This is a genomic window from Paenibacillus sp. 2003 (genome assembly GCF_031455635.1).
Lineage (GTDB): Bacteria > Bacillota > Bacilli > Paenibacillales > Paenibacillaceae > Paenibacillus > Paenibacillus amylolyticus_B.
In genome coordinates, this window is the sequence record NZ_JAVDTB010000009.1 from 145,080 (window position 1) to 164,972 (window position 19,893).

15 protein-coding genes are annotated in these 19,893 nt (G+C 47.8%); 12 read left to right on the forward strand and 3 right to left on the reverse strand.

Annotated elements, in window-relative coordinates; translation table 11 throughout:
- Nucleotides 1–172 precede the first annotated feature (172 nt).
- The 3 genes from J2X75_RS25880 to J2X75_RS25890 all read left to right on the forward strand — a co-directional run bounded on the left by J2X75_RS25880 (nucleotide 173) and on the right by J2X75_RS25890 (nucleotide 4,700).
- A complete protein-coding gene (locus tag J2X75_RS25880) occupies nucleotides 173–1,480 on the forward strand; it encodes a homocysteine synthase (protein WP_310341663.1) in 1,308 nt (435 codons plus the stop codon).
- A 419-nt stretch (nucleotides 1,481–1,899) separates the two neighbouring features.
- The gene (locus J2X75_RS25885) at nucleotides 1,900–3,915 is read left to right on the forward strand and encodes a heavy metal translocating P-type ATPase (protein ID WP_310341667.1); all 2,016 of its coding nucleotides are present in this window, start codon (nucleotides 1,900–1,902) and stop codon (nucleotides 3,913–3,915) included.
- Nucleotides 3,916–3,941: 26 nt separating this feature from the next.
- Nucleotides 3,942–4,700: an alpha/beta fold hydrolase gene (locus J2X75_RS25890; RefSeq protein ID WP_310341671.1), complete on the forward strand. Its 759-nt coding sequence runs from the start codon at nucleotides 3,942–3,944 to the stop codon at nucleotides 4,698–4,700.
- Nucleotides 4,701–4,823: 123 nt separating this feature from the next.
- Here J2X75_RS25890 and J2X75_RS25895 read toward each other — a convergent pair whose 3' ends face one another.
- Entirely contained in the window at nucleotides 4,824–5,555 is a 732-nt protein-coding gene (locus J2X75_RS25895; protein ID WP_036606933.1) for a ZIP family metal transporter, read from the reverse strand.
- A gap of 256 nt (nucleotides 5,556–5,811) precedes the next feature.
- Here J2X75_RS25895 and trxB point away from each other — a divergent pair, with 256 nt between their 5' ends.
- Together trxB and J2X75_RS25905 are read left to right on the forward strand one after the other, a co-directional pair.
- Entirely contained in the window at nucleotides 5,812–6,753 is a 942-nt protein-coding gene (gene trxB / locus J2X75_RS25900) for a thioredoxin-disulfide reductase (RefSeq protein WP_036668032.1), read from the forward strand.
- A gap of 62 nt (nucleotides 6,754–6,815) precedes the next feature.
- A complete protein-coding gene (locus J2X75_RS25905) occupies nucleotides 6,816–7,046 on the forward strand; it encodes a glutaredoxin family protein (RefSeq protein ID WP_036668031.1) in 231 nt (76 codons plus the stop codon).
- Between the two features lie 137 nt (nucleotides 7,047–7,183).
- Here J2X75_RS25905 and J2X75_RS25910 read toward each other — a convergent pair whose 3' ends face one another.
- A complete protein-coding gene (locus J2X75_RS25910) occupies nucleotides 7,184–7,381 on the reverse strand; it encodes a hypothetical protein (RefSeq protein ID WP_053779005.1) in 198 nt (65 codons plus the stop codon).
- A 147-nt stretch (nucleotides 7,382–7,528) separates the two neighbouring features.
- Complete coding sequence (locus J2X75_RS25915; protein WP_150364785.1) at nucleotides 7,529–8,695, reverse strand: ROK family transcriptional regulator; 1,167 nt, start codon at nucleotides 8,693–8,695, stop codon at nucleotides 7,529–7,531.
- Between the two features lie 198 nt (nucleotides 8,696–8,893).
- On the opposite strand from J2X75_RS25915, the gene xylA reads away from it, so the two are divergent.
- The 7 genes from xylA (at nucleotide 8,894) to J2X75_RS25950 (ending at nucleotide 19,686) form a co-directional block, all read left to right on the forward strand.
- Nucleotides 8,894–10,210 (forward strand): xylose isomerase, encoded by a 1,317-nt coding sequence (xylA, locus tag J2X75_RS25920; protein WP_310341693.1) that lies wholly within the window; start codon nucleotides 8,894–8,896, stop codon nucleotides 10,208–10,210.
- Between the two features lie 424 nt (nucleotides 10,211–10,634).
- Nucleotides 10,635–12,128 carry a xylulokinase gene (gene xylB / locus J2X75_RS25925; RefSeq protein ID WP_310341695.1) on the forward strand — a complete coding sequence of 498 codons (1,494 nt, stop codon included), beginning with the start codon at nucleotides 10,635–10,637 and terminating at the stop codon, nucleotides 12,126–12,128.
- 221 nt (nucleotides 12,129–12,349) lie between these two features.
- The gene (locus tag J2X75_RS25930) at nucleotides 12,350–13,066 is read left to right on the forward strand and encodes a glycosyltransferase family 2 protein (RefSeq protein WP_310341698.1); all 717 of its coding nucleotides are present in this window, start codon (nucleotides 12,350–12,352) and stop codon (nucleotides 13,064–13,066) included.
- Between the two features lie 960 nt (nucleotides 13,067–14,026).
- Nucleotides 14,027–15,097 carry a glycosyltransferase gene (locus J2X75_RS30405; protein ID WP_397384321.1) on the forward strand — a complete coding sequence of 357 codons (1,071 nt, stop codon included), beginning with the start codon at nucleotides 14,027–14,029 and terminating at the stop codon, nucleotides 15,095–15,097.
- Nucleotides 15,098–15,342: 245 nt separating this feature from the next.
- On the forward strand, nucleotides 15,343–15,969 hold the full coding sequence (locus J2X75_RS25940; protein WP_310341702.1) for a bifunctional 4-hydroxy-2-oxoglutarate aldolase/2-dehydro-3-deoxy-phosphogluconate aldolase: 627 nt from the start codon (nucleotides 15,343–15,345) through the stop codon (nucleotides 15,967–15,969).
- Between the two features lie 169 nt (nucleotides 15,970–16,138).
- Complete coding sequence (locus J2X75_RS25945) at nucleotides 16,139–17,065, forward strand: alpha/beta hydrolase (protein ID WP_307542116.1); 927 nt, start codon at nucleotides 16,139–16,141, stop codon at nucleotides 17,063–17,065.
- Nucleotides 17,066–17,292: 227 nt separating this feature from the next.
- Complete coding sequence (locus J2X75_RS25950) at nucleotides 17,293–19,686, forward strand: S-layer homology domain-containing protein (RefSeq protein WP_310341705.1); 2,394 nt, start codon at nucleotides 17,293–17,295, stop codon at nucleotides 19,684–19,686.
- The last annotated feature ends 207 nt before the right edge of the window (nucleotides 19,687–19,893 follow it).

The following is a 19,893-nucleotide window of genomic DNA, read 5'->3' on the forward strand; positions in this document are numbered from 1 at the left end:
GTTTTTTTAGTACAGAAATAAATAGTGTACATATTTAATTTTTCTTATCGGAACAATCGGAAATAAGTCTTTTCAAATGCGACATCTTGTGAGAGAATATGGAAAACATACGCCACCATGCGAAGACACCATGAACTTAAAGAACGTATATATCGAGGGAGGATTCAGATTTATGTCAAACGAACGTGAGCTTTCATTTGAAACATTGGCAATTCATGCAGGCCAGGAGATTGATCCAACCACCAACGCACGAGCTGTACCCTTGTATCAGACAACATCCTATGGATTCAAGGACACCGAGCATGCAGCTAACTTGTTTGGTTTGAAAGAGTTTGGCAACATCTATACCCGTCTGATGAATCCAACAACCGACGTGTTTGAGCAACGGATTGCGGCGTTGGAAGGCGGAGCTGGAGCGTTGGCTACAGCTTCTGGTCAGGCAGCCATTACGTTTTCACTTCTGAATATTGCTGGTGCAGGCGATGAGATCGTGTCTTCGGCGAGTTTGTATGGAGGTACATACAATCTGTTCTCGACAACTTTGCCGAAACTGGGTCTGGACGTGAAATTTGTGGATTCCAGTGATCCTGAGAATTTCCGGGCAGCGATTACGGAGAAAACGAAAGCATTGTATGCCGAAACGATCGGTAATCCAAAGGGGAATGTACTGGATATTGAAGCGGTGGCAGCCATCGCTCATGAACATGGGATTCCTTTGATCGTGGATAATACGTTCCCAAGTCCGTACCTGCTTCGTCCAATCGAACATGGCGCAGATATTGTCGTTCACTCTGCAACGAAATTTATTGGGGGTCATGGTACATCCATTGGTGGCGTTATCGTGGATAGCGGAAAATTTGACTGGAAAGCAAGTGGCAAGTTCCCTGGATTGACGGAGCCGGACTCCAGTTATAACGGTGTTGTATATACGGAAGCGGTTGGACCTATTGCTTATATTATTAAAGCTCGTGTACAACTTCTACGTGACTTGGGTGCAACGATCTCTCCATTTAACTCATGGTTGTTGCTGCAGGGACTGGAGACATTGCATCTGCGCGTAGAGCGTCATAGTAGCAACGCCCTTGCGGTTGCGGAATTCCTTGAGAAACATGAGGATGTGTCTTGGGTAAGTTATGCAGGTCTGCCGAGCCACGGTTCTTACGAGCTTGCACAGAAGTATCTGCCAAGAGGGCAGGGCGCCATTCTGACCTTTGGAATCAAAGGTGGTGCGGACGCCGGTCGTAAATTGATTGAAAATGTTAAACTGTTCTCTCACCTTGCAAACGTGGGCGATTCCAAGTCACTGATCATTCACCCGGCAAGTACGACTCACGCGCAATTGACCGAAGATGAACAAACTGCAGCAGGGGTCAACCCGGAGTTGATTCGTCTGTCTGTTGGCACCGAGAACATTCAAGACATTATCTATGATCTGGAGCAAGCCATCAAAGCAAGTCAGGGAGCAAGTGTAGGCGCATAGATGGCATTGGGTGGATGTGTAAACAATCTCTTAAGCGATATGTCATAAACAGGTCATATGAATATCAATAGATGGTTAAAGCCGTTGTCCTCCGGGACAGCGGCTTTTGTCTTTTTGAACACGCATTTATGAGTAACCATTGAAAAAAGGCCATTTACAAATGAGGATCACAGGCATATACTGATTAAAAGTTGTATTGGGTAAAAATAATTGTATAAGCACAAAAATGATTATCATTCTCATTCGAGATTATTGTAAAATCATTCACAAAACCATGCTGCTGCGGGATTCCCGCAGCAGCATGTGTCATTTTTAGGGCATTAACAATGGCTCTCATTCTCAATACAACTTCATTTCTGGGAGCGGAAAGGGGCAGCCTCTCATCCGCAAATCTAACATTCGAAAGGATCGTGATTCATATGCAAGTGATACATCAACCTCTACACAGACAGAAACAAGCAGAACAACGCTCGTCCCAAACACCTGGCCCCAATCGGGGCAAGAAGCCTGATTTTCGAGCCATGGTGCAGAATAAAGAGATGCAATCAGCATTGGGCAGCGGGCTGTTGATGCTGATTGCCTGGGGAACTGCACCGTATTTTGGTACCTTATCCATCATGCTCTACATTGTGGCCTATGCCGTTGGAGGCTGGACCAAAGCGAAGGAAGGCATCGGGACACTGGTCAAGGACCGTGATCTGGATGTAAACCTGCTGATGATTGCCGCATCCCTTGGGGCAGCAGCCATCGGTTACTGGAATGAAGGCGCGATGCTGATCTTTATTTTTGCACTCAGTGGTGCGTTGGAAAGTTATGCGACAGAGCGCAGTCATAAGGATATATCATCGCTGCTCGCGCTGAAGCCGGAGACAGCACTGCGTATTGAGGATGGACAGATGAACCTTGTGGCTATTGATGATCTCCAGCAGGGTGATCTGCTGTTGGTGAAACCGGGAGAACTCATCCCAGCAGATGGTGTCGTGTACCGGGGGAGTTCTTTTATCAATCAGTCGTCCATCACCGGAGAATCCCTGCCTGTGGACAAAGTTGCGGGGGATGAAGTCTATGCAGGTACGGTAAACGGGGAGGGTGCCTTATACGTAGAGGTTACAAAATCGGCTGAAGGGTCACTGTTTGGCAAAATCATTAAAATGGTGGAAGAAGCGCAGGCAGAAGTGCCGGATTCCCAGCGTTTTATGGAGCGGTTTGAAGGGATTTACGCGCGCATTGTTGTAGGGGTGACCTTACTTGTGATTGCAGGAACTCCACTGCTGCTTGGCTGGACATGGAATGAGGCATTTTATAAAGCGATGGTATTTCTGGTTGTTGCTTCACCCTGTGCGTTGGTGTCTTCCATCATGCCTGTTATGTTGTCCGCGATGTCCAGCAGTGCGCGCCGTGGCATTCTCTTCAAGGGTGGTGCCCATATGGAGAATATGGCTCGCACGCGGGTTGTGGCTTTTGACAAAACAGGTACATTAACCATGGGCACCCCACAAGTCACCGATATTATTACATCTGAAAATGTAGATCGCGCCCAGCTCTTAGCTGCGGTAGCGGCAATTGAGAACCTCTCCATGCATCCTTTGGCTCGTGCCATCGTAGATCAGGCGAACATGGAGAACATTACACTTCAGGAAGCGGAGCACGTCCAGGCTCTAACAGGCTGGGGTATCGAAGGAACTATAAATGGTGTGGTCTGGAGCATTGGCAAAACAGATGTACTGGGATCAATGCAGTCAGAGGAGATGAAGGACGGTAACAATGATGGTTCAGATAAACAGGGTGTTAACCCTGTAAAGGTATCTTTGGAGTGGAACGATATATGCTCCCGACTTGAGGGGGAGGGGAAAACCGTATCCGTTGTTATGACTGATGGTGAATTAGTTGGGCTGATCGCCATGCGGGACACCGTACGGCCACAGGCAGCAGCTGCAGTGAAAAAGCTGGAAGCCATGGGTGTAAAAGTTGCGATGTTAACAGGAGATCGGGCCAGATCAGCTTCTGTGATTGCGCATGAAACTGGGGTAAGCATGGTCTATGCAGACTTGCTGCCAGAAGATAAAGTGAAGAAGATCCAAGTGCTCCGCAAACAGTATGGTCCTGTGCTGATGGTAGGGGATGGCGTAAATGATGCACCAGCACTTGCAGCAGCTACTGTGGGTATGGGGATGGGATTGTCCGGCAGCGGAACTGCACTGGAGGTCGCTGATGCGGTACTGATGAACGATAACATTGAAGAGATCGCTTGGGTCATTGGGCAGGCTCGTCGAGCTCAGCGTACGGTGAAACAGAATATGTTTTTTGCCATCACCGTTATTCTGGCCTTAATTGCAGGTAACTTTCTCCAAGACGTCGCATTGCCTTTGGGTGTGGTAGGTCATGAAGGCAGTACAATTCTGGTTATTCTGAATGGGCTCAGGCTGCTACGGTAATCAGATTTGGAGAGGAAGATGGTTAATTGGTTTCGCTGGTAGTATGCTGCTGGTTGAACGGCTGGCCTGTTAATTATAAAATGTTTGAATATCAGTTGAATGTACTGCCGAACCATGGCATTCGTGCCATTGCGATAGATTTTAGAGGATATGGCTTATCGGATAAGCCTTCCACAGGATATGATTATGATCGCATGGCAGATGATGTTCGTGCCGTTATTGATGATCTGGACCTGAAAGACGCCGTACTCGCAGGATTCTCCATGGGTGGAGCGATCGCAGTACATTACATGGCTCGCCATAAGGGACATGGTGTCTCCAAGCTGGCCTTGTTATCTGCGGCAGCACCTGTATTCACACAGCGTGAAGGTTATCCGTATGGATTGACTCCAGAGCAGCTGAACGAGCAGATCATTGAGCCGATCTTTGCAGATCGTCCGAAGTTGCTGGAGACGTTTGGCGGCATGTTCTTCGCGAAGAAACACAGCCAGCCATTCATGGATTGGTTCCACGCTCTCGGCATGGAAGCTTCATCTTATGGTACCTTTCGCAGTGCAATTGCGTTGCGGGATGAGGACTTGCGAGGTGACCTGAGTTCGATTCAGGTGCCAACAGCCATTTTGCACGGGAAAAAAGATGAGATCTGTCCGTTTGAGTTCGCCGAGCAGATGCACCAAGGCATCGCTTCGTCTCAACTGATTGCTTTTGAAGAGAGCGGTCATGGTGCATTCTATGATGAATTGGAAAAATTCAATTCGGAACTGATTCGTTTCATCCAATCCTGATCAGGAGAGGGCATAATGCCTCTGACAGACGGTCCCAGTAATTTCATGGAATCTTCATTTGTGGCAAAACAAAGAACCCGGTCGACAGTCTTGGACTGTTCGCTCGGGTTCTTTAGTCTTCAATTAAAACAATTCGGTCAGACCGATCATCGTGATGAGCCCGAGCAAAAAGGACATCGTCGCCACACGTGCATTGCCATCGCCGTGACTCTCGGGAATAAGTTCCTTATAAACAATGAACATCATCGCACCAGCTGCAAAGGCCAGACCATAAGGCACAAGACCAGCTACGAGACTGCTCAAGGTGTAACCAATCATAGCTGTAATAATCTCTACCGCTCCGGTCAATGTAGCAATACCCAGCGCTTTGAAGCGGCCAATGTTCTGGTTCACGAGAAAGAGGGCCACCAAGAAGCCTTCCGGTGCATTCTGCAATCCGATGGAAAAGGCAATGAGATTGCCCAGGTTCTCATCCGAGCTTGCATAGCTAACTCCTACGGATAACCCTTCTGGCAGGTTATGCATGGTGATGGCTGCAATAATCATGAAGGCTTTGGTTTCAATTTTAAAAGGCATTTTCTCGGGATTCTCCAGATCGACGTGTGGAATCTTCATCTCCAGCACCAGTAGAACCAGGCTACCAAGCATAATACCAAATGCAAGTACAAAGAGATTCGATTGGCCAAGCGCTTCCGGAATGAGATTATACACCGAGGCCGAGGTCATAATGCCTGCGGCGTATGCCAGCAAGATATCACGAAGACGGTGCGATATTTTGCGCATAAATAGAATCGGTACGGCCCCTAGGCCGGTAGACATGGCTGATATAAAACTGCCAATGAGTGCATCGTTCATGCTTCCATTTTCCCTCCTGATGAAGACTTCTTCATAATCGCTGCCGAGCATTGACACCGTACATAAAAGAGATCATAATGAACAACAGATTAGAATGATTATAAATTAGAATTCCGTTTCTGCATAGGGCCATTGTCATTTCACAGGCAGGTCTTGTGGACATGATGTGGGCTTTTCGTTCTAGTGTATGCAAAAGCCTAAGCTTTTGATGCCGGAGGGTCTAACCTTTTTGCAGAACCCGGGGGAGGAACTATACATGTATAAATCAATTATTATTGGAACAGGCCCTGCAGGGCTGACAGCAGCAATCTATCTGGCACGTGCCAACTTGAACCCACTTGTTATTGAAGGACCACAACCTGGTGGCCAACTAACAACAACGACTGAAGTGGAGAACTTCCCAGGTTTCCCTGATGGTATTATGGGTCCTGAACTAATGGACAACATGCGTAAACAAGCTGAGCGCTTCGGTGCTGAATTCCGCACAGGCTGGGTGAACAACATCGATATGAGCGAGCGTCCATTCAAGATTCAAGTTGAAGGTATGGGTGAACTCGTATCTGAAACATTGATCCTGTCTACAGGTGCATCTGCTAAATACCTCGGTATTCCTGGCGAAGAAACAAATGTAGGCCGCGGTGTCAGCACATGTGCAACATGTGATGGATTCTTCTTCCGTAACAAAGAAATCATTGTCATCGGCGGTGGCGACTCTGCTCTTGAGGAAGCAAGCTTCCTGTCCCGTTTCGGTTCCAAAGTAACGCTGGTACACCGTCGTGAAGAACTGCGTGGCTCTAAAATCATGCAGGATCGTGCACGCAGCAACGAAAAAGTAGAGATGGCTTTGAACCGTACACCACTCGAAGTACTTGCTGGCGACAACGGCGTAACCGGACTGAAAGTGTTGAACAACGAAACAGGTGAAGAAGAAGTGATTCCGGCAAGCGGCGTATTCGTAGCGATCGGTCATACACCAAACACTGGTTTCCTTGGTGGACAGATCACTACGGACGAACATGGATATATCCTGACTACACCAGGTACATCCGAGACAAACATCCCAGGCGTATTTGCATGTGGTGACGTTCAGGATACACGTTACAAACAAGCGATTACAGCTGCAGGTAGCGGATGTATGGCTGCCATGGACACAGAGAAATACATTGAAAGTTTGGAGCACAGCGCAGTTGTTCTGTAATAGAATGAGCTGATTCCAAACAAACTATAGATTAATATAAAACCATATGAGGTGAATTAAACATGGAAAACGTAATTGTATATACATCAACGAACTGCCCTAACTGCAAATCCGTAAAAACGTTCCTGGCTGACAAAGGTATTTCTTATGAAGAGCGCAACATCGAAACTAGCGATGAATTTGCACAACAAGTATGGGACATGGGCGTACGTGCCGTGCCATTGACTGTAATTGGGGAACACCGCATTCTGGGTATGAACAAAACTCAATTTGCTAAAGCATTGGACGCTTAAATCAGGCTTATTATCTGAATTATTATGTGTTGAAGAACGTTTCGATTCATATGCAATTCCGGTTTTCGCGAGCCGTTAGGATATAGAAAGAACCGTACCCGGAAGGGGACGGTTTTTTGTGCAAATGCAGATATGATCTAGAAAAAAATACTCATGAAAGTCTGAAATACAACATACACCAGCACTCCTGACAGCATGTACATGAAACCAGCCTTCTTTTTGCTCTGGAACAATCGGAGTATGCCAAGGCTGAACAGGGGCGCAAGCACAATCAGGAACAGGAGTACGGTGACAAACATTTGCGCCGAGATATCTGAAGTATCCACGTAGGTCACGCTTTTTTTCACTCCGTTTCATTATCGGAATTAACACAGCTTGATTAACACAGCCATGATAAAAATCACATAACCCCATTATACATCTGGATTTCTTTAACAAAAAGGGAGGAAATGGGGCGAAATGATGTCAATTTTCATCTGTTATTAGACAGACACCCTGATTTTTCCTAAAAACTGGGATATCGCAGAGTAAGCGGCACCAACGCGGGTGGAACGGCTGCCCAGAGCTGCCCATTCAATCTGCAAACTTCGGCGGTGATAAGGTAATGTACGTTCCTCGACAACTTGTTTTAACGCTGTTTCAATCCAGGGACCTGCTTCAGAGAGCGGACCACCAATGATAATACGTTCCGGGTTGAAACTGTTAACGATATTGGTAATGCCAATCCCCAGTTTGCGTCCAATCGTATTGTATAATTCTTGAACAGCATCGTGGCCTTGCTCCGCATGATGAATAAGCTCGCGTGTGGTATGAGCAGGTAATTTTAGCTGATGATCCGGGTGCTCGTAGGCTTTTTCCGATGCGTATAACTCCCAGCAACCACGATTACCACAGGAACAGGGAAGACCTTCTGCTTCAATGGACATATGGCCTGTTTCCCCTGCGTAACCCCACGCACCTTTGTATAATTCACCATCCACCATGATGCCTGAACCAATCCCCACGCCTGCACTGATGTAGATCATGTGACGGACACCGATACCTGCCCCAAAATTCAGCTCTCCATGGGCACCAGCATTGGCTTCATTATCGATCGTTACAGGCAGTTCAAATTCTTCTTCAAGCATCGAGCGCAGAGCTACTTTCTCCCACCCCAAGTTGGGTGCAAACAGGACCGTTCCTGCCTCATCCACCATGCCCGGCACCCCGATGCCAATACCAATTACACCATGAGGGGAAGCAGGAGCTGCTTCAATGAGCTGTTTTGCTGCCAATTTCAATTGCTCCAGTACAGAGGAGACGTCATGATGTTCCAAGGTCACTGCGTACTCTGTAATGATGTGTCCTTCGAGATCTGTAAGCACGCCTTTCAAATGGGTCACACTGAGTTCCAGACCGACTGCATAGCCTGACGTCCCTCGAAACAGCAGCATGAGTGGTTTACGTCCGCCGCTGGATTCACCAGGGCCAATCTCCTGTACCAGGTCATCACTGATCAGATCAGCAACTAGGTTGGATACCGTTGCTTTGTTCAGCCCCGTAACCTCGGACACTCGTGCGCGAGAAAGAGGGGCATGGCGCCGGATCGTATCCAGAACGATCGACTTGTTTATTTTTTTGACCAGCATCTGGTCTCCGGTAATTTTCATATGGTTAAGGCACTCCTATTCTTCTGATAAAAGGGTTCTGACCCACATCCGAAACAAGTTATTCGACTATTATAGCGTAAACAAACCTGTAAAAAACAATTTTATTTTACTTTGTTTAACCAATAGACAAAGTAAATTCGATGTGATAGGATAACGGTGTAAACGATTTCTTAAAACTATTGAGGAGGCATTTTACACATGGCCTATTTTGAATCCGTTAATAAAATTGCATTTGAAGGTAAAGATTCCAAGAATCCTTTTGCTTTTAAACATTATAATCCGGAAGAAGTGGTAGCCGGCAAATCGATGGAAGAACATTTCCGTTTCGGTATGGCTTACTGGCATACATTAACTGCAGGCGGCAGTGATCCGTTCGGTGCGGAGACAGCTGTTCGTTCGTGGGATAAATACTCGGGTCTGGACCTCGCGAAAGTACGCGTGGAAGCGGCATTTGAATTTTTGGAAAAAATGAATCTCCCGTTCTTCTGTTTCCACGATGTGGACATTGCACCAGAAGGCAACAACCTGCGCGAGTTTTACAGCAACATTGATACCGTTGTTGATCTGATTGAAGATCATATGAAATCCAGCGGCAAAAAACTGCTCTGGAACACAGCAAACATGTTCTCGAACCCACGCTTCATGTTTGGTGCAGCATCCACTTGCAACGCAGACGTGTATGCTCACGCTGCAGCACAGATCAAAAAAGGTCTGGAAGTTGGTAAACGTCTAGGAGCTGAAAACTATGTCTTCTGGGGCGGTCGTGAAGGTTACGACACATTGCTGAACACAGACATGCAACTGGAGCAAGACAACATTGCTCGTATGTTCCACATGGCTGTAGACTACGCGAAGGAAATTGGTTTTGATGCACAATTCCTGATCGAGCCTAAACCAAAAGAGCCAACAAAACACCAATATGATTATGATGCAGCAACTTCCATTGCTTTCTTGCAAAAATACGGTTTGGACAAACACTTCAAACTTAACCTGGAAGCAAACCATGCTACACTGGCTGGTCATACATTTGATCACGAAATCCGTGTTGCTCGTACAAACGGCATGCTCGGTTCCCTCGATGCGAACCAAGGCGATATGTTGATCGGTTGGGATACGGATGAGTTCCCGGTTGATATGTACGATGCTACGTTGACCATGTATGAAGTATTGAAAAACGGCGGTATCGGCCGTGGCGGTGTGAACTTTGACGCGAAAGTACGTCGTGGTTCCTTCGAAGCTGACGATCTGTTCCTGGCACACATCGCAGGTATGGACACGTATGCAAAAGGTCTGAAAGTAGCAGCGAAGTTGATTGAAGATCGCGTGTTCGATGACTTCATCGAAAAACGTTACAGCAGCTTCAGCGAAGGTATTGGCGCAGATGTGGTTGCAGGTAAAGCAACACTTGCTTCCCTTGCTGAGTACGCACTGAACAACGAAAGCCCACGCAAAAACCAATCCGGACGTCAGGAATTGCTGAGAGCACAACTCAACCAGTATATCTTGGCTGACTAATAGCGCATTAGGCAGGGTTGGTGCACGTCGACCACCGATGGTTACTCAACTCATATGTGTTGGATATTAGTGTCCAAACTAGCCTATGCACAAGATTAGCTTGTACCATGGAACGCCTGAACAAGCATGACATTCGGACCGTCCCCGACTTTCCCTTGGGAAGACGGGGGCGGTTTTTTGATTAAACAAACAACGCGGTTTTTAAATTTTTGATATAAATGAATAATTGCATGCTAAACGAAGAGATCAGAAAGGACCCGAGGAAGCAAAGCGGTCGCATTTATCCCCGGATTTCACCCTTGCTAAAGGGTATAAAGGAAATCCGGGGGTAACGGCGATCCAAGGGTTTTCTGATCAAGGAGTGACTACATGAGCATCAAGGTTTCATTTATACAATCCTGTTACAAACGAGAGGAGTTAACCTATGAGTTACGTAATTGGTGTCGATCTGGGAACCAGCGCGGTCAAAACCGTGTTGGTCAATCGTGAAGGAAAAGTGGCATTTGAAGCATCCGAGGCATACCCGTTGTACCAGCCCAAGGCCGGATACAGCGAACAAAATCCCGAAGATTGGGTAGAGCAGACGATCGTTTCCTTGCGCAAGTTGCTGGAAGTGTCTGGCGTGCAGCCTTCGGAAATCGAGGGATTGAGCTTCTCCGGTCAGATGCACGGACTGGTCTTGGTGGATGCAGAAGGTAAACCGCTGCGTAACGCAATCCTGTGGAACGATACACGTACAACGGCTCAGTGTCGCCGGATCGAAAAAGTGCTGGACAGCAAGCTGTTAAGTATTGCCCGGAACCGTGCACTGGAAGGCTTTACCTTGCCGAAAATTCTGTGGGTTCAGGAGAACGAGCCTGAATTGTTGCAGCAAGCATCCTTATTCCTGTTGCCAAAAGACTATGTGCGTTATCGCCTGACCGGGGATTACGCTATGGATTATTCCGATGCAGCGGGAACTTTGCTGCTGGACGTTGCAGGCAAGCAGTGGAGCAACGAGATTGCAGAAGCATTCGAGCTGCCGATCTCCCTTTGTCCACGTCTTGTGGAATCGTTTGAGGAAGTGGGCACGTTGCTGCCTGAGATTGCGGATCAAACGGGTCTGGCGGCTGCGACGAAAGTATATGCAGGTGGTGCGGATAATGCGTGTGGTGCCATTGGCGCAGGCATTCTGAGTGAAGGACAGACGATGTGCAGCATCGGAACGTCCGGGGTTGTGCTTTCCTACGAAGAGCGTAAAGATCTCGACTTCGAAGGAAAAGTACACTTTTTCAATCACGGGGAGAAAGATGCCTTCTATATTATGGGGGTAACGCTTGCCGCAGGATATAGCTTGTCCTGGTTCAAGGATACGTTTGCAGCGGACAAATCGTTTGATGTGCTCTTGCAGGGCATCGATCAGGTTCCGGCGGGCAGCAACGGATTGTTGTTCACACCATATATCGTTGGGGAGCGTACACCTCATCCGGATGCGAATATCCGTGGCAGCTTCATCGGTATGGATGCAGGACACAAGCTGGAGCACTTTGGACGTGCGGTGATGGAGGGCATTACCTTCTCGCTGCGCGAGTCCATTGATATTCTGCGTGGTGCAGGCAAAACAGTCAATGAAGTCATCTCCATTGGTGGCGGTGCCAAGAACGAAGCTTGGTTGCAAATGCAGGCGGATGTCTTTAACGCCACGATTGTGAAGCTGGAGAGCGAACAGGGTCCTGCGATGGGGGCAGCGATGCTGGCTGCCTATGGCTGTGGCTGGTTCCCATCACTGCAGGAATGTGCAACAGCGTTTATTCGTCCAGCGAAGTCCTATGAGCCGAACCCGGAAACGGTTGCCGTCTATGATGGACTGTTTGCACTGTACCAGGAAGTCTATGGACAGACACGTAGTCTCAATGATCGTTTGGCTGAATACCGTTAATTCATTTATTTCACTACATTAATCTTGTGATTACATTTAAAAGCATCCGCGAAGGCGGGTGCTTTTTTGTCGTTCATCAAGATTAACCCCATGAAAGGTTTACTTGGCCTGCATATCCGCATTCCGGCTCTGCATAGATTGGGAATAGAGGATTGTGATTCGTCCAGGCATCGTGTGTCCGACATTTTAATAGGTAGAAGCTTGAGCATGGGGGTGAAGCTTTGGATGGACATGAGGAACATGGAAGACCACATATTACCTTATCGATGATCGTTCGTAATGAAGAGAATCGTTATCTCAGGCAGGCACTGGAGAGACATCGTCCTTGGATTGATCGCGCAGTAATCATTGATGACGGAAGTACAGATGGAACGGTCGCGCTGTGCAGGGAACTTCTGGACGGTATTCCACTCGTATTAGTGGAGAACGCTGCTTCACGTTTTGCAGACGAGGTAAGCCTGAGAAAACAACAATGGAAAGAGACCGTGGCGACCGATCCGGAGTGGATCTTGAATCTGGATGCGGATGAGATTCTAACCAATGACTTTGGGTTGGTACGGGATCTGCTGCTCAGTGGCAATGAAGATGCGATCTATTTCAGATTGTTTGATATGTGGAGTGAGACGCATTACCGGGAAGATGAGTTCTGGCAGGCGCATGCCTATTATCGGCCATTTCTGATTCGTTATCACCCGGGGATGAGCTATGAATGGAAGGAGACACCCCAGCATTGTGGTCGTTTTCCGTTAACGATCCAGCATTGGTCCTATGGATGTCATGCTCCCCGGGTGAAGCACTATGGTTGGGCGCGGGAAGAAGACCGCATCCGCAAATATGAGCGCTATCAAGCACTGGACCCTGAAGCAAGATACGGTTGGAAAGAACAGTACGAATCGATATTGGATCAAGAGCCACGACTGTTGGCATGGTTCGAATAAGGAGAGGGGGTGAGCACGTTGAAGAAAGACCCGTTACGCAAATCGCAAGAAGAATCCCAACCTCAAATAGAGCTGAATTCACATGAGAAAGAGAATCAAAAAGAGGAAAGAATACTGATCGCCAGCCCGGTTCGCCAGACAACTCCGGTGCTCCGTGAATTTCTGGATTCTTTGCATGCACTGGAACGAACAACGGTGAAGACGGATTATCTGTTTGTTGACGATAACGTGGAAGAAGCCGCATCGAATATATTGGGTGAATTTGTGCTTCAGCATGAAGGGAAGGTTATTCAAGCAGATGAACGTGGCAGCGGTAGTTCTGACAACAAAGGGGTGTACACCAAGGATGAGGGAGGACACTATTGGCAGGATGAGCAGATTTGGCGTGTAGCTGGTTTGAAAAATCGCATATTGCAATATGCACGCGACAATCACTACGATGCGGTTTTCCTGATTGATTCTGACTTGGTGCTGCATCCGCGGACGCTGGAGCAACTTGTATCGAGTGGCAAAGACATTGTATCCAATATCTTTTGGACCCGCTGGCAGCCGGATGCCAGGGAAATGCCACAGGTATGGCTGCAAGATGAGTATGCCTTGTATCGCCGCGGTGGCAAAACAGTAGACGGAACCGAGGCGGAGGACGAGGGCACACAAACGATTGCTTTTCTGAATCAGCTACGGATTCCGGGTTGTTATGAAGTTGGAGGGCTAGGGGCGTGTACCCTTATTCGCAAAAATGTTCTGGCAGCAGGAGTTTCATATGACCAGATTCCGAATGTATCCTTCTGGGGCGAAGACCGTCATTTCTGCATCCGTGCTCAAGCACTGGGTTTTCGTTTGTTCGTCGATACTCATCTCCCCGCGTACCACATTTATCGATTGTCCGAACTGCCGGGGGTATCCGCCTTTAACCGCAGGGCTAGACGAGGCGAAGAGACAATCAGTATTACCCTGTGTATGATTGTGAAAAATGAAGAAGCTTCGCTCGCCAGATGTCTGGACTCGGTCAACGGCATTGCCGATGAGATTGTAATCGTGGATACCGGTTCAACGGATCGTACCCGTCAGATTGCTTCCAGATATACGGATCGTATCGTTGATTTTGAATGGGTGGATGACTTTGCAGCAGCACGCAACTTTGCCTTCGATCAGGCGAAGAACGAATATATTCTGTGGCTGGATGCCGACGATGTATTTGAAGCGGAAGATCGGGCGAAGCTTATTGCCCTGAAACGTTCGCTGGACCCGGATGTTGATAGTGTCACGATGGATTACAATCTGTCATTCACAGCAGATGGCAAGGTAGCCTACAGCCTGCGCCGGAATCGTCTGGTGCGTCGGGATCGGCAATTTCGCTGGATTGGCGCGGTGCATGAATATCTGGCTGTAGCGGGCAATCTGCTGCATAGTGATATAGCGGTTACCCATAAGAAAGATAAGGAGTATACCGATCGGAATCTGCGGATCTATCGCAAAAGGGAACAGGCCGGAGAGGAATTCGGGCCGCGTGACTTGTACTATTTCGGTAATGAGCTGAAGGACCATGGACAGCATGAGGATGCGGTGAAGTACTATGAGAAGTTTCTGGATACCGGGCTGGGCTGGGTGGAAGATCAGATTGCTGCTTGCCAGAAAATTGCGGATTGTGAAGCTGCACTTGAACGTCCGGAACAGGAAGTCACGGCGTTGTTCCGATCATTTGCCTATGATTTGCCAAGAGCCGAGATTTGCTGTCGATTGGGTGGTTATTTTGCCGACCGTGAAGATTATCGCAAGGCCCTGTTCTGGTATGAACAGGCGACTCGTGCTGTACGTCCTGATGATCCTATGGTAGTGCTGAATGAAGCAGCCTGGACCTGGATGCCGCATCTGCAACTATGTGTGTGTTATGACCGGATGGGTAACCGTGCTAAGGCCCGGGAACATAATGATATCGCACTCGCCTATCATCCAACACATCCGAGCATGTTATATAACGATCGTTACTTTAAAGATTTGGAGAAGGATAACGTGTTGGAAAATGCTTAGTATTTTCAGTCGAAATACTACCTCTTTCGTGGAATTAAGTGGGTGAATCAGCCCTTTCCATGGAGAGGTTTTTTGCATTGTGATAAAAGTACATCATAGAGTTGGTGACAGACGCATTCACTTCGGAAATGGATTAATGTATTTCATCCAGGGGAGGATATGCTTTACAATAATAGTAACGGAAAAGCGGTGACCATGATTGCCTGTCTTCGGCTGCCGAATTGATGAAGCAAGGGGAACTGGATATGAATTTGACGGAAGTTCTATTGGAGTCGAGGCTGGTCGCAATTGTGCGTGGTATAAGCCGCGAAGCGGCAGTAACAGCTGGACAAGGTATGACAGGTGGTGGCATCCGACTGATGGAAGTCACACTGAACACACCTGGAGCACATGATATTATTGCAGACTGGCGTGAGCGACATGAAGGAAAGGCTTATATTGGAGCGGGTACGGTACTGAATGTGCAGATGGCGAAGGAAGCGGTCGCTGCAGGAGCACAGTTTCTGGTGTCCCCCAATGTCGATCTGTCTGTCATTGAATATGCTGTAGAACATGGTGTCGAGATCTGGCCTGGAGCCATGACACCTACGGAGATTGTCGCAGCCCATGAAGCAGGAGCACGTGTTGTGAAGCTGTTTCCGATGGCGAGCCTGGGCATACCGTATCTGCGGGAGATTAAAGCTCCGCTGAACCATATCCCGTTGTTGGCAACAGGCGGCGCCACACTGGAGAATATTGCTGACTACTATGCAGCAGGTGCTGCTGCCGTAGGTCTGGGAAGTGCACTTTTACCACGAGAAGCCCTTGTAGCAGGAGACCATGAGCAGATTGCAGCATGTGCACGGAGATTTATGGAAGCAGCCGAAGCCTAAGATTCCAGCGTCAGATGAGGGATATGTATATTTGGGTATATATATGATGGTTCCTTTAAATTAGTTGTTGGATCAATCGTTATCATAAAAACCCATGTCGTTTAACGTGCCGTTCACTCTATTGTTTTATGATGGATGTATGCCAGAATTCGGAGAGGAGAGGTGCCCTGTGAAAGCTAAAACAATGATAGGCGGCATGCTCGCCGTGGCCGCAGTAACGGCAGGTGGATTATGGAAGGCAGCGGTGAAGAGCCAGACGCCCAAAAAGATTCCAATCACACTCACACCCCCAATGCCATTTGAGGATGTGACCTTTGACAGTGGGGGAGGTCGGGTGCATGGCTGGTTCATCCCGGCCAGAGCCGACATTCCGAAGCCATGGCCGCTCGTTATTATTGCACATGGCTGGGGCTCCAATCGCTCCCGTGTTCTTCGTTACGCACGTCCGATCTGGGAAGCTGGATATGCCTTATTTATGTATGATGTGCGTAGTCATGGGGCCAGTGATCCGGTTCGTGCTGCATCTGCCTACCTGTTCCGGGATGATCTGCTCGCGGCGTTGCAGTATACGACTGCACGACCAGAGATTGATGCGGATGCCATCGGAGTACTTGGACATTCTTTGGGGGGACTGGGTACGATTCTTGCAGTGACGGAGGGGATTCCTGTATCAGCAGTGATTACGGACTCGATGCCTTCGCAATTTGAGGTAATCGTCAGTTCAGAGCTGAGACGCCGGCGTCTGCCCTTGTTTCCACTGGCCCAGTTAATTCCGAGAATCTGGTTCTGGCGACTGGGTGAATCTCTGAAATCCTATCGTCAGCGTGATCCGGTGATGATGCTGAATGAACGGCGCAGGGGGATGCAACTGCCGATGCTGATGGTGCACTCCAAGGGAGATAATTTCATTCCCCCGAGTGAGCTTGAATATTTTATGTCCAAAGCCGATCCGCCTGTTGAACACCTATGGGTCAACAGCGGAGGACACAGTTGTTCCGAGGAAGATCCCGCCTTCTGGGATACCGTTATTCCCTTTTTGAAAACCCATGTTCAAGGTCAGGCGAAGCCGAACGATTCGTCTATAGCGAGTAGTTAAAAAGGTAGAATCAGCCTACATAAGAGTGCAGGCTAACAGAGAAAACGCCAACGTGGTTGGCGTTTTTTTTGCTGTTATTAGCAATATGCAGAAATTCACATTTGTTAAATTGCCCGGAAAACGACGATTAAAAAGGAAGCTTATGGTATCATAGAATAGACTGGCAATATTCATGCGAGGTTATTTGTTATGCTTCTTTGTATGAAATTGAAGGGAGAGGTCGAGATTTGAGTTTGAATTGGAAGTTTAATTTACGTTTGAAAATGTTCGCAACCAAAGCAACAACCGCAGCGATGGCAACACTGCTGCTTGCTTCGCAAACACCAGGTTTTGCAGGCAGTGCATCAGCCGCGCAAGCAGAACAGTTGACCGAAGCGACAACGGGGGAAAATGAACAACTAGACGCAACGAGCAATGACGTGCCTGAGGGAGCAAAAATCTCATCCAGGCAAGCCAGTGAAAATATACTGAAATTATTTCCATTATTAAAAAAAGCAACGATCTCATCTGCACGATTCGATTCACCTAATTCCTATCCACCGCCAGACTACAAGGCGTGGGAGATCGGATTTCAGATTACACAAGGCAATCATACGTCGGGATTCAGTGGAACTGTACATGCAGGCACAGGGGAAGTGTTAAGTGTACATTTGCCGTCGGATATCCTGGACAAACATGTCTCGGAATCGGATGTGAAGCTAACCAAAGCTGAAGCTGAAGAAAAGGCCGTGGCACTGTTGTACCAAGCGATTCCAGGTCTTAAGGACAATGAATATGCTCCGCTTGGAGATCTGTATTCTTCCATCGAACAAGAGTCATTGTTTGGCAGAACAGAGTATCGATACGGGTACCAGTTAAAACATGATGGATTGTTATCTGACGCAGAGACAGTCTACATTAATGTGGATGAAAGTGGTTTGGTGACAGGTTACTCACGAGGTACTATCGAAGCCAAGTATCCCTCATCGAAACCGGCAGCTTCAGAAGAGAAGGCCAGACAGCAGTTTGAAGAACAGTTCGATGTGGAACTGGCTTATATCGCCAAAGATCGTTTATCTTCCAAACAGGGTCAGCAGTATTACCTTGCATATACACCGAAAAATATCAGTATCGTTCCGATTGAAGCCAATACGTTGGAACGGATTAATACATTAACAGGTAAAGCTGTGGATGAAGATTCTTTGCAGCAGGATACGAAGTTGAAAGGTGATGTAACTCCTTTTGTGCCGGCCAATGGTACGAGGTTAAATGTTCAGCAGGCCGCCAATCGGGTCGCAACGAACTTTGACATTCCCAAGGGTTATAAGCTGGAACATAGCCAGTTAGGCAAGGGATATTACTCAAGTCCGAACAGTCAGGTATGGAGTCTGAGCTGGAGCGATCGAAGTGCGAATATGTCCTATATGTTCATGCGGGATATCTCAGCACAGGTAGATGCAGTTACCGGGCAGATCTACAGTTATACGATGATGCAACGAATGGGACCGGAGATAGAACAGGAGAAGCCAGCTGAGGTGGAGGCAGGCAAATTGTTAACCCGGAAGCAGGCTGAGAAACTGGCGATGGACACGGTAATTGCGCTAGTTCCAGACGCAACGGAGCAGTTCCGACTGGCTAATGTGATTGAGGTGGATGATGCTCGCACATTTTTGTTCCAGCGTTATCTGAACGGAATTCCGGTTAAGGAAGATACGGCACAAGTACAGGTGTTGAACAACGGGACGATTAACGAGTTCTATACGCGTATTGCGGCAACGCTTGAACAACTGCCGGCAGATGTTAAGCCAGCCATCAGTTATGAAGAGGCTAAGGCACTCTATCTGGAGGAGTTCAAGCTGATCCTAGCATATTCCCGTTATGGCGGATATGGTACGAACGGTGGTCAAGTCATCCCAGCGGGGGTGAACCTTGCTTATATGCCTACACGTGATGAGAATTCGATCTATGGCAACTATGAAGCGCTGGATGCGAACACAGGAGAGTGGAAGCTTTTATACGGGGACACAAGCTCTGCAACCAAGGCTGAACCTACGGACATCTTGGGTCATGTGGCCGAAGCAGCTCTACGCAATATGACACAGCATAGCGTATTGCTTGCTGATGAGCAGGGACGCGTATTCCCGGATCGTGTGATCACCCGAGGAGATTGGTTTAACTATCTGGCAAGAGCGATTAATCCAAATATGGATCTGTACTACAGTGGGGACGGAGATGACAAGTTATACGCTGATGTGACACCTGACAGCCCGTATTATAAGGCAGTTCGGGCATTAATCGATCAGCGCTGGCTTGCCGGAGCGGACCCAGAACAGAATCTGAACCCGCAAGAAGAGATGACCCGTGAAGAATTGGCAGTGCTGCTCGTACGTATTTTACGTTATGAGAAGCTGGCCGGATTCTATACGTTGCCATCGGATCTTCCCAACATTGCGGATGCCAGTGCCATTACAAGTAAGGGAGCGGTTTCCCTGAGTCTGAAGCTGGGATTGCTTCCTTCGATTGAAGGACGGTTCATGCCTGCACGCAAAGTGACGGTAGCTGAAGCGTCACAGGTATTGGAACGGCTGGCGAAGCTTCAAGGTAAGACAGATACGTTTATGAGTGGTAATCGCCTGTATTAGACGAGGAATCACTCATATCATGCCCAAGCGAATCATAGGATGAAGATAACGGGTAATCGTGATTGATTGAACTGAAGATCAAAGGGACCTTCCATAGAAGGTCTCTTTTGATTTGATTTTTACAAAAATTATATAATTTCAACTAACATTTACACAGCGATCGGAAAGTTGTTCTGACATCGGAGTGTTAGTGTAAATATTCTTTAG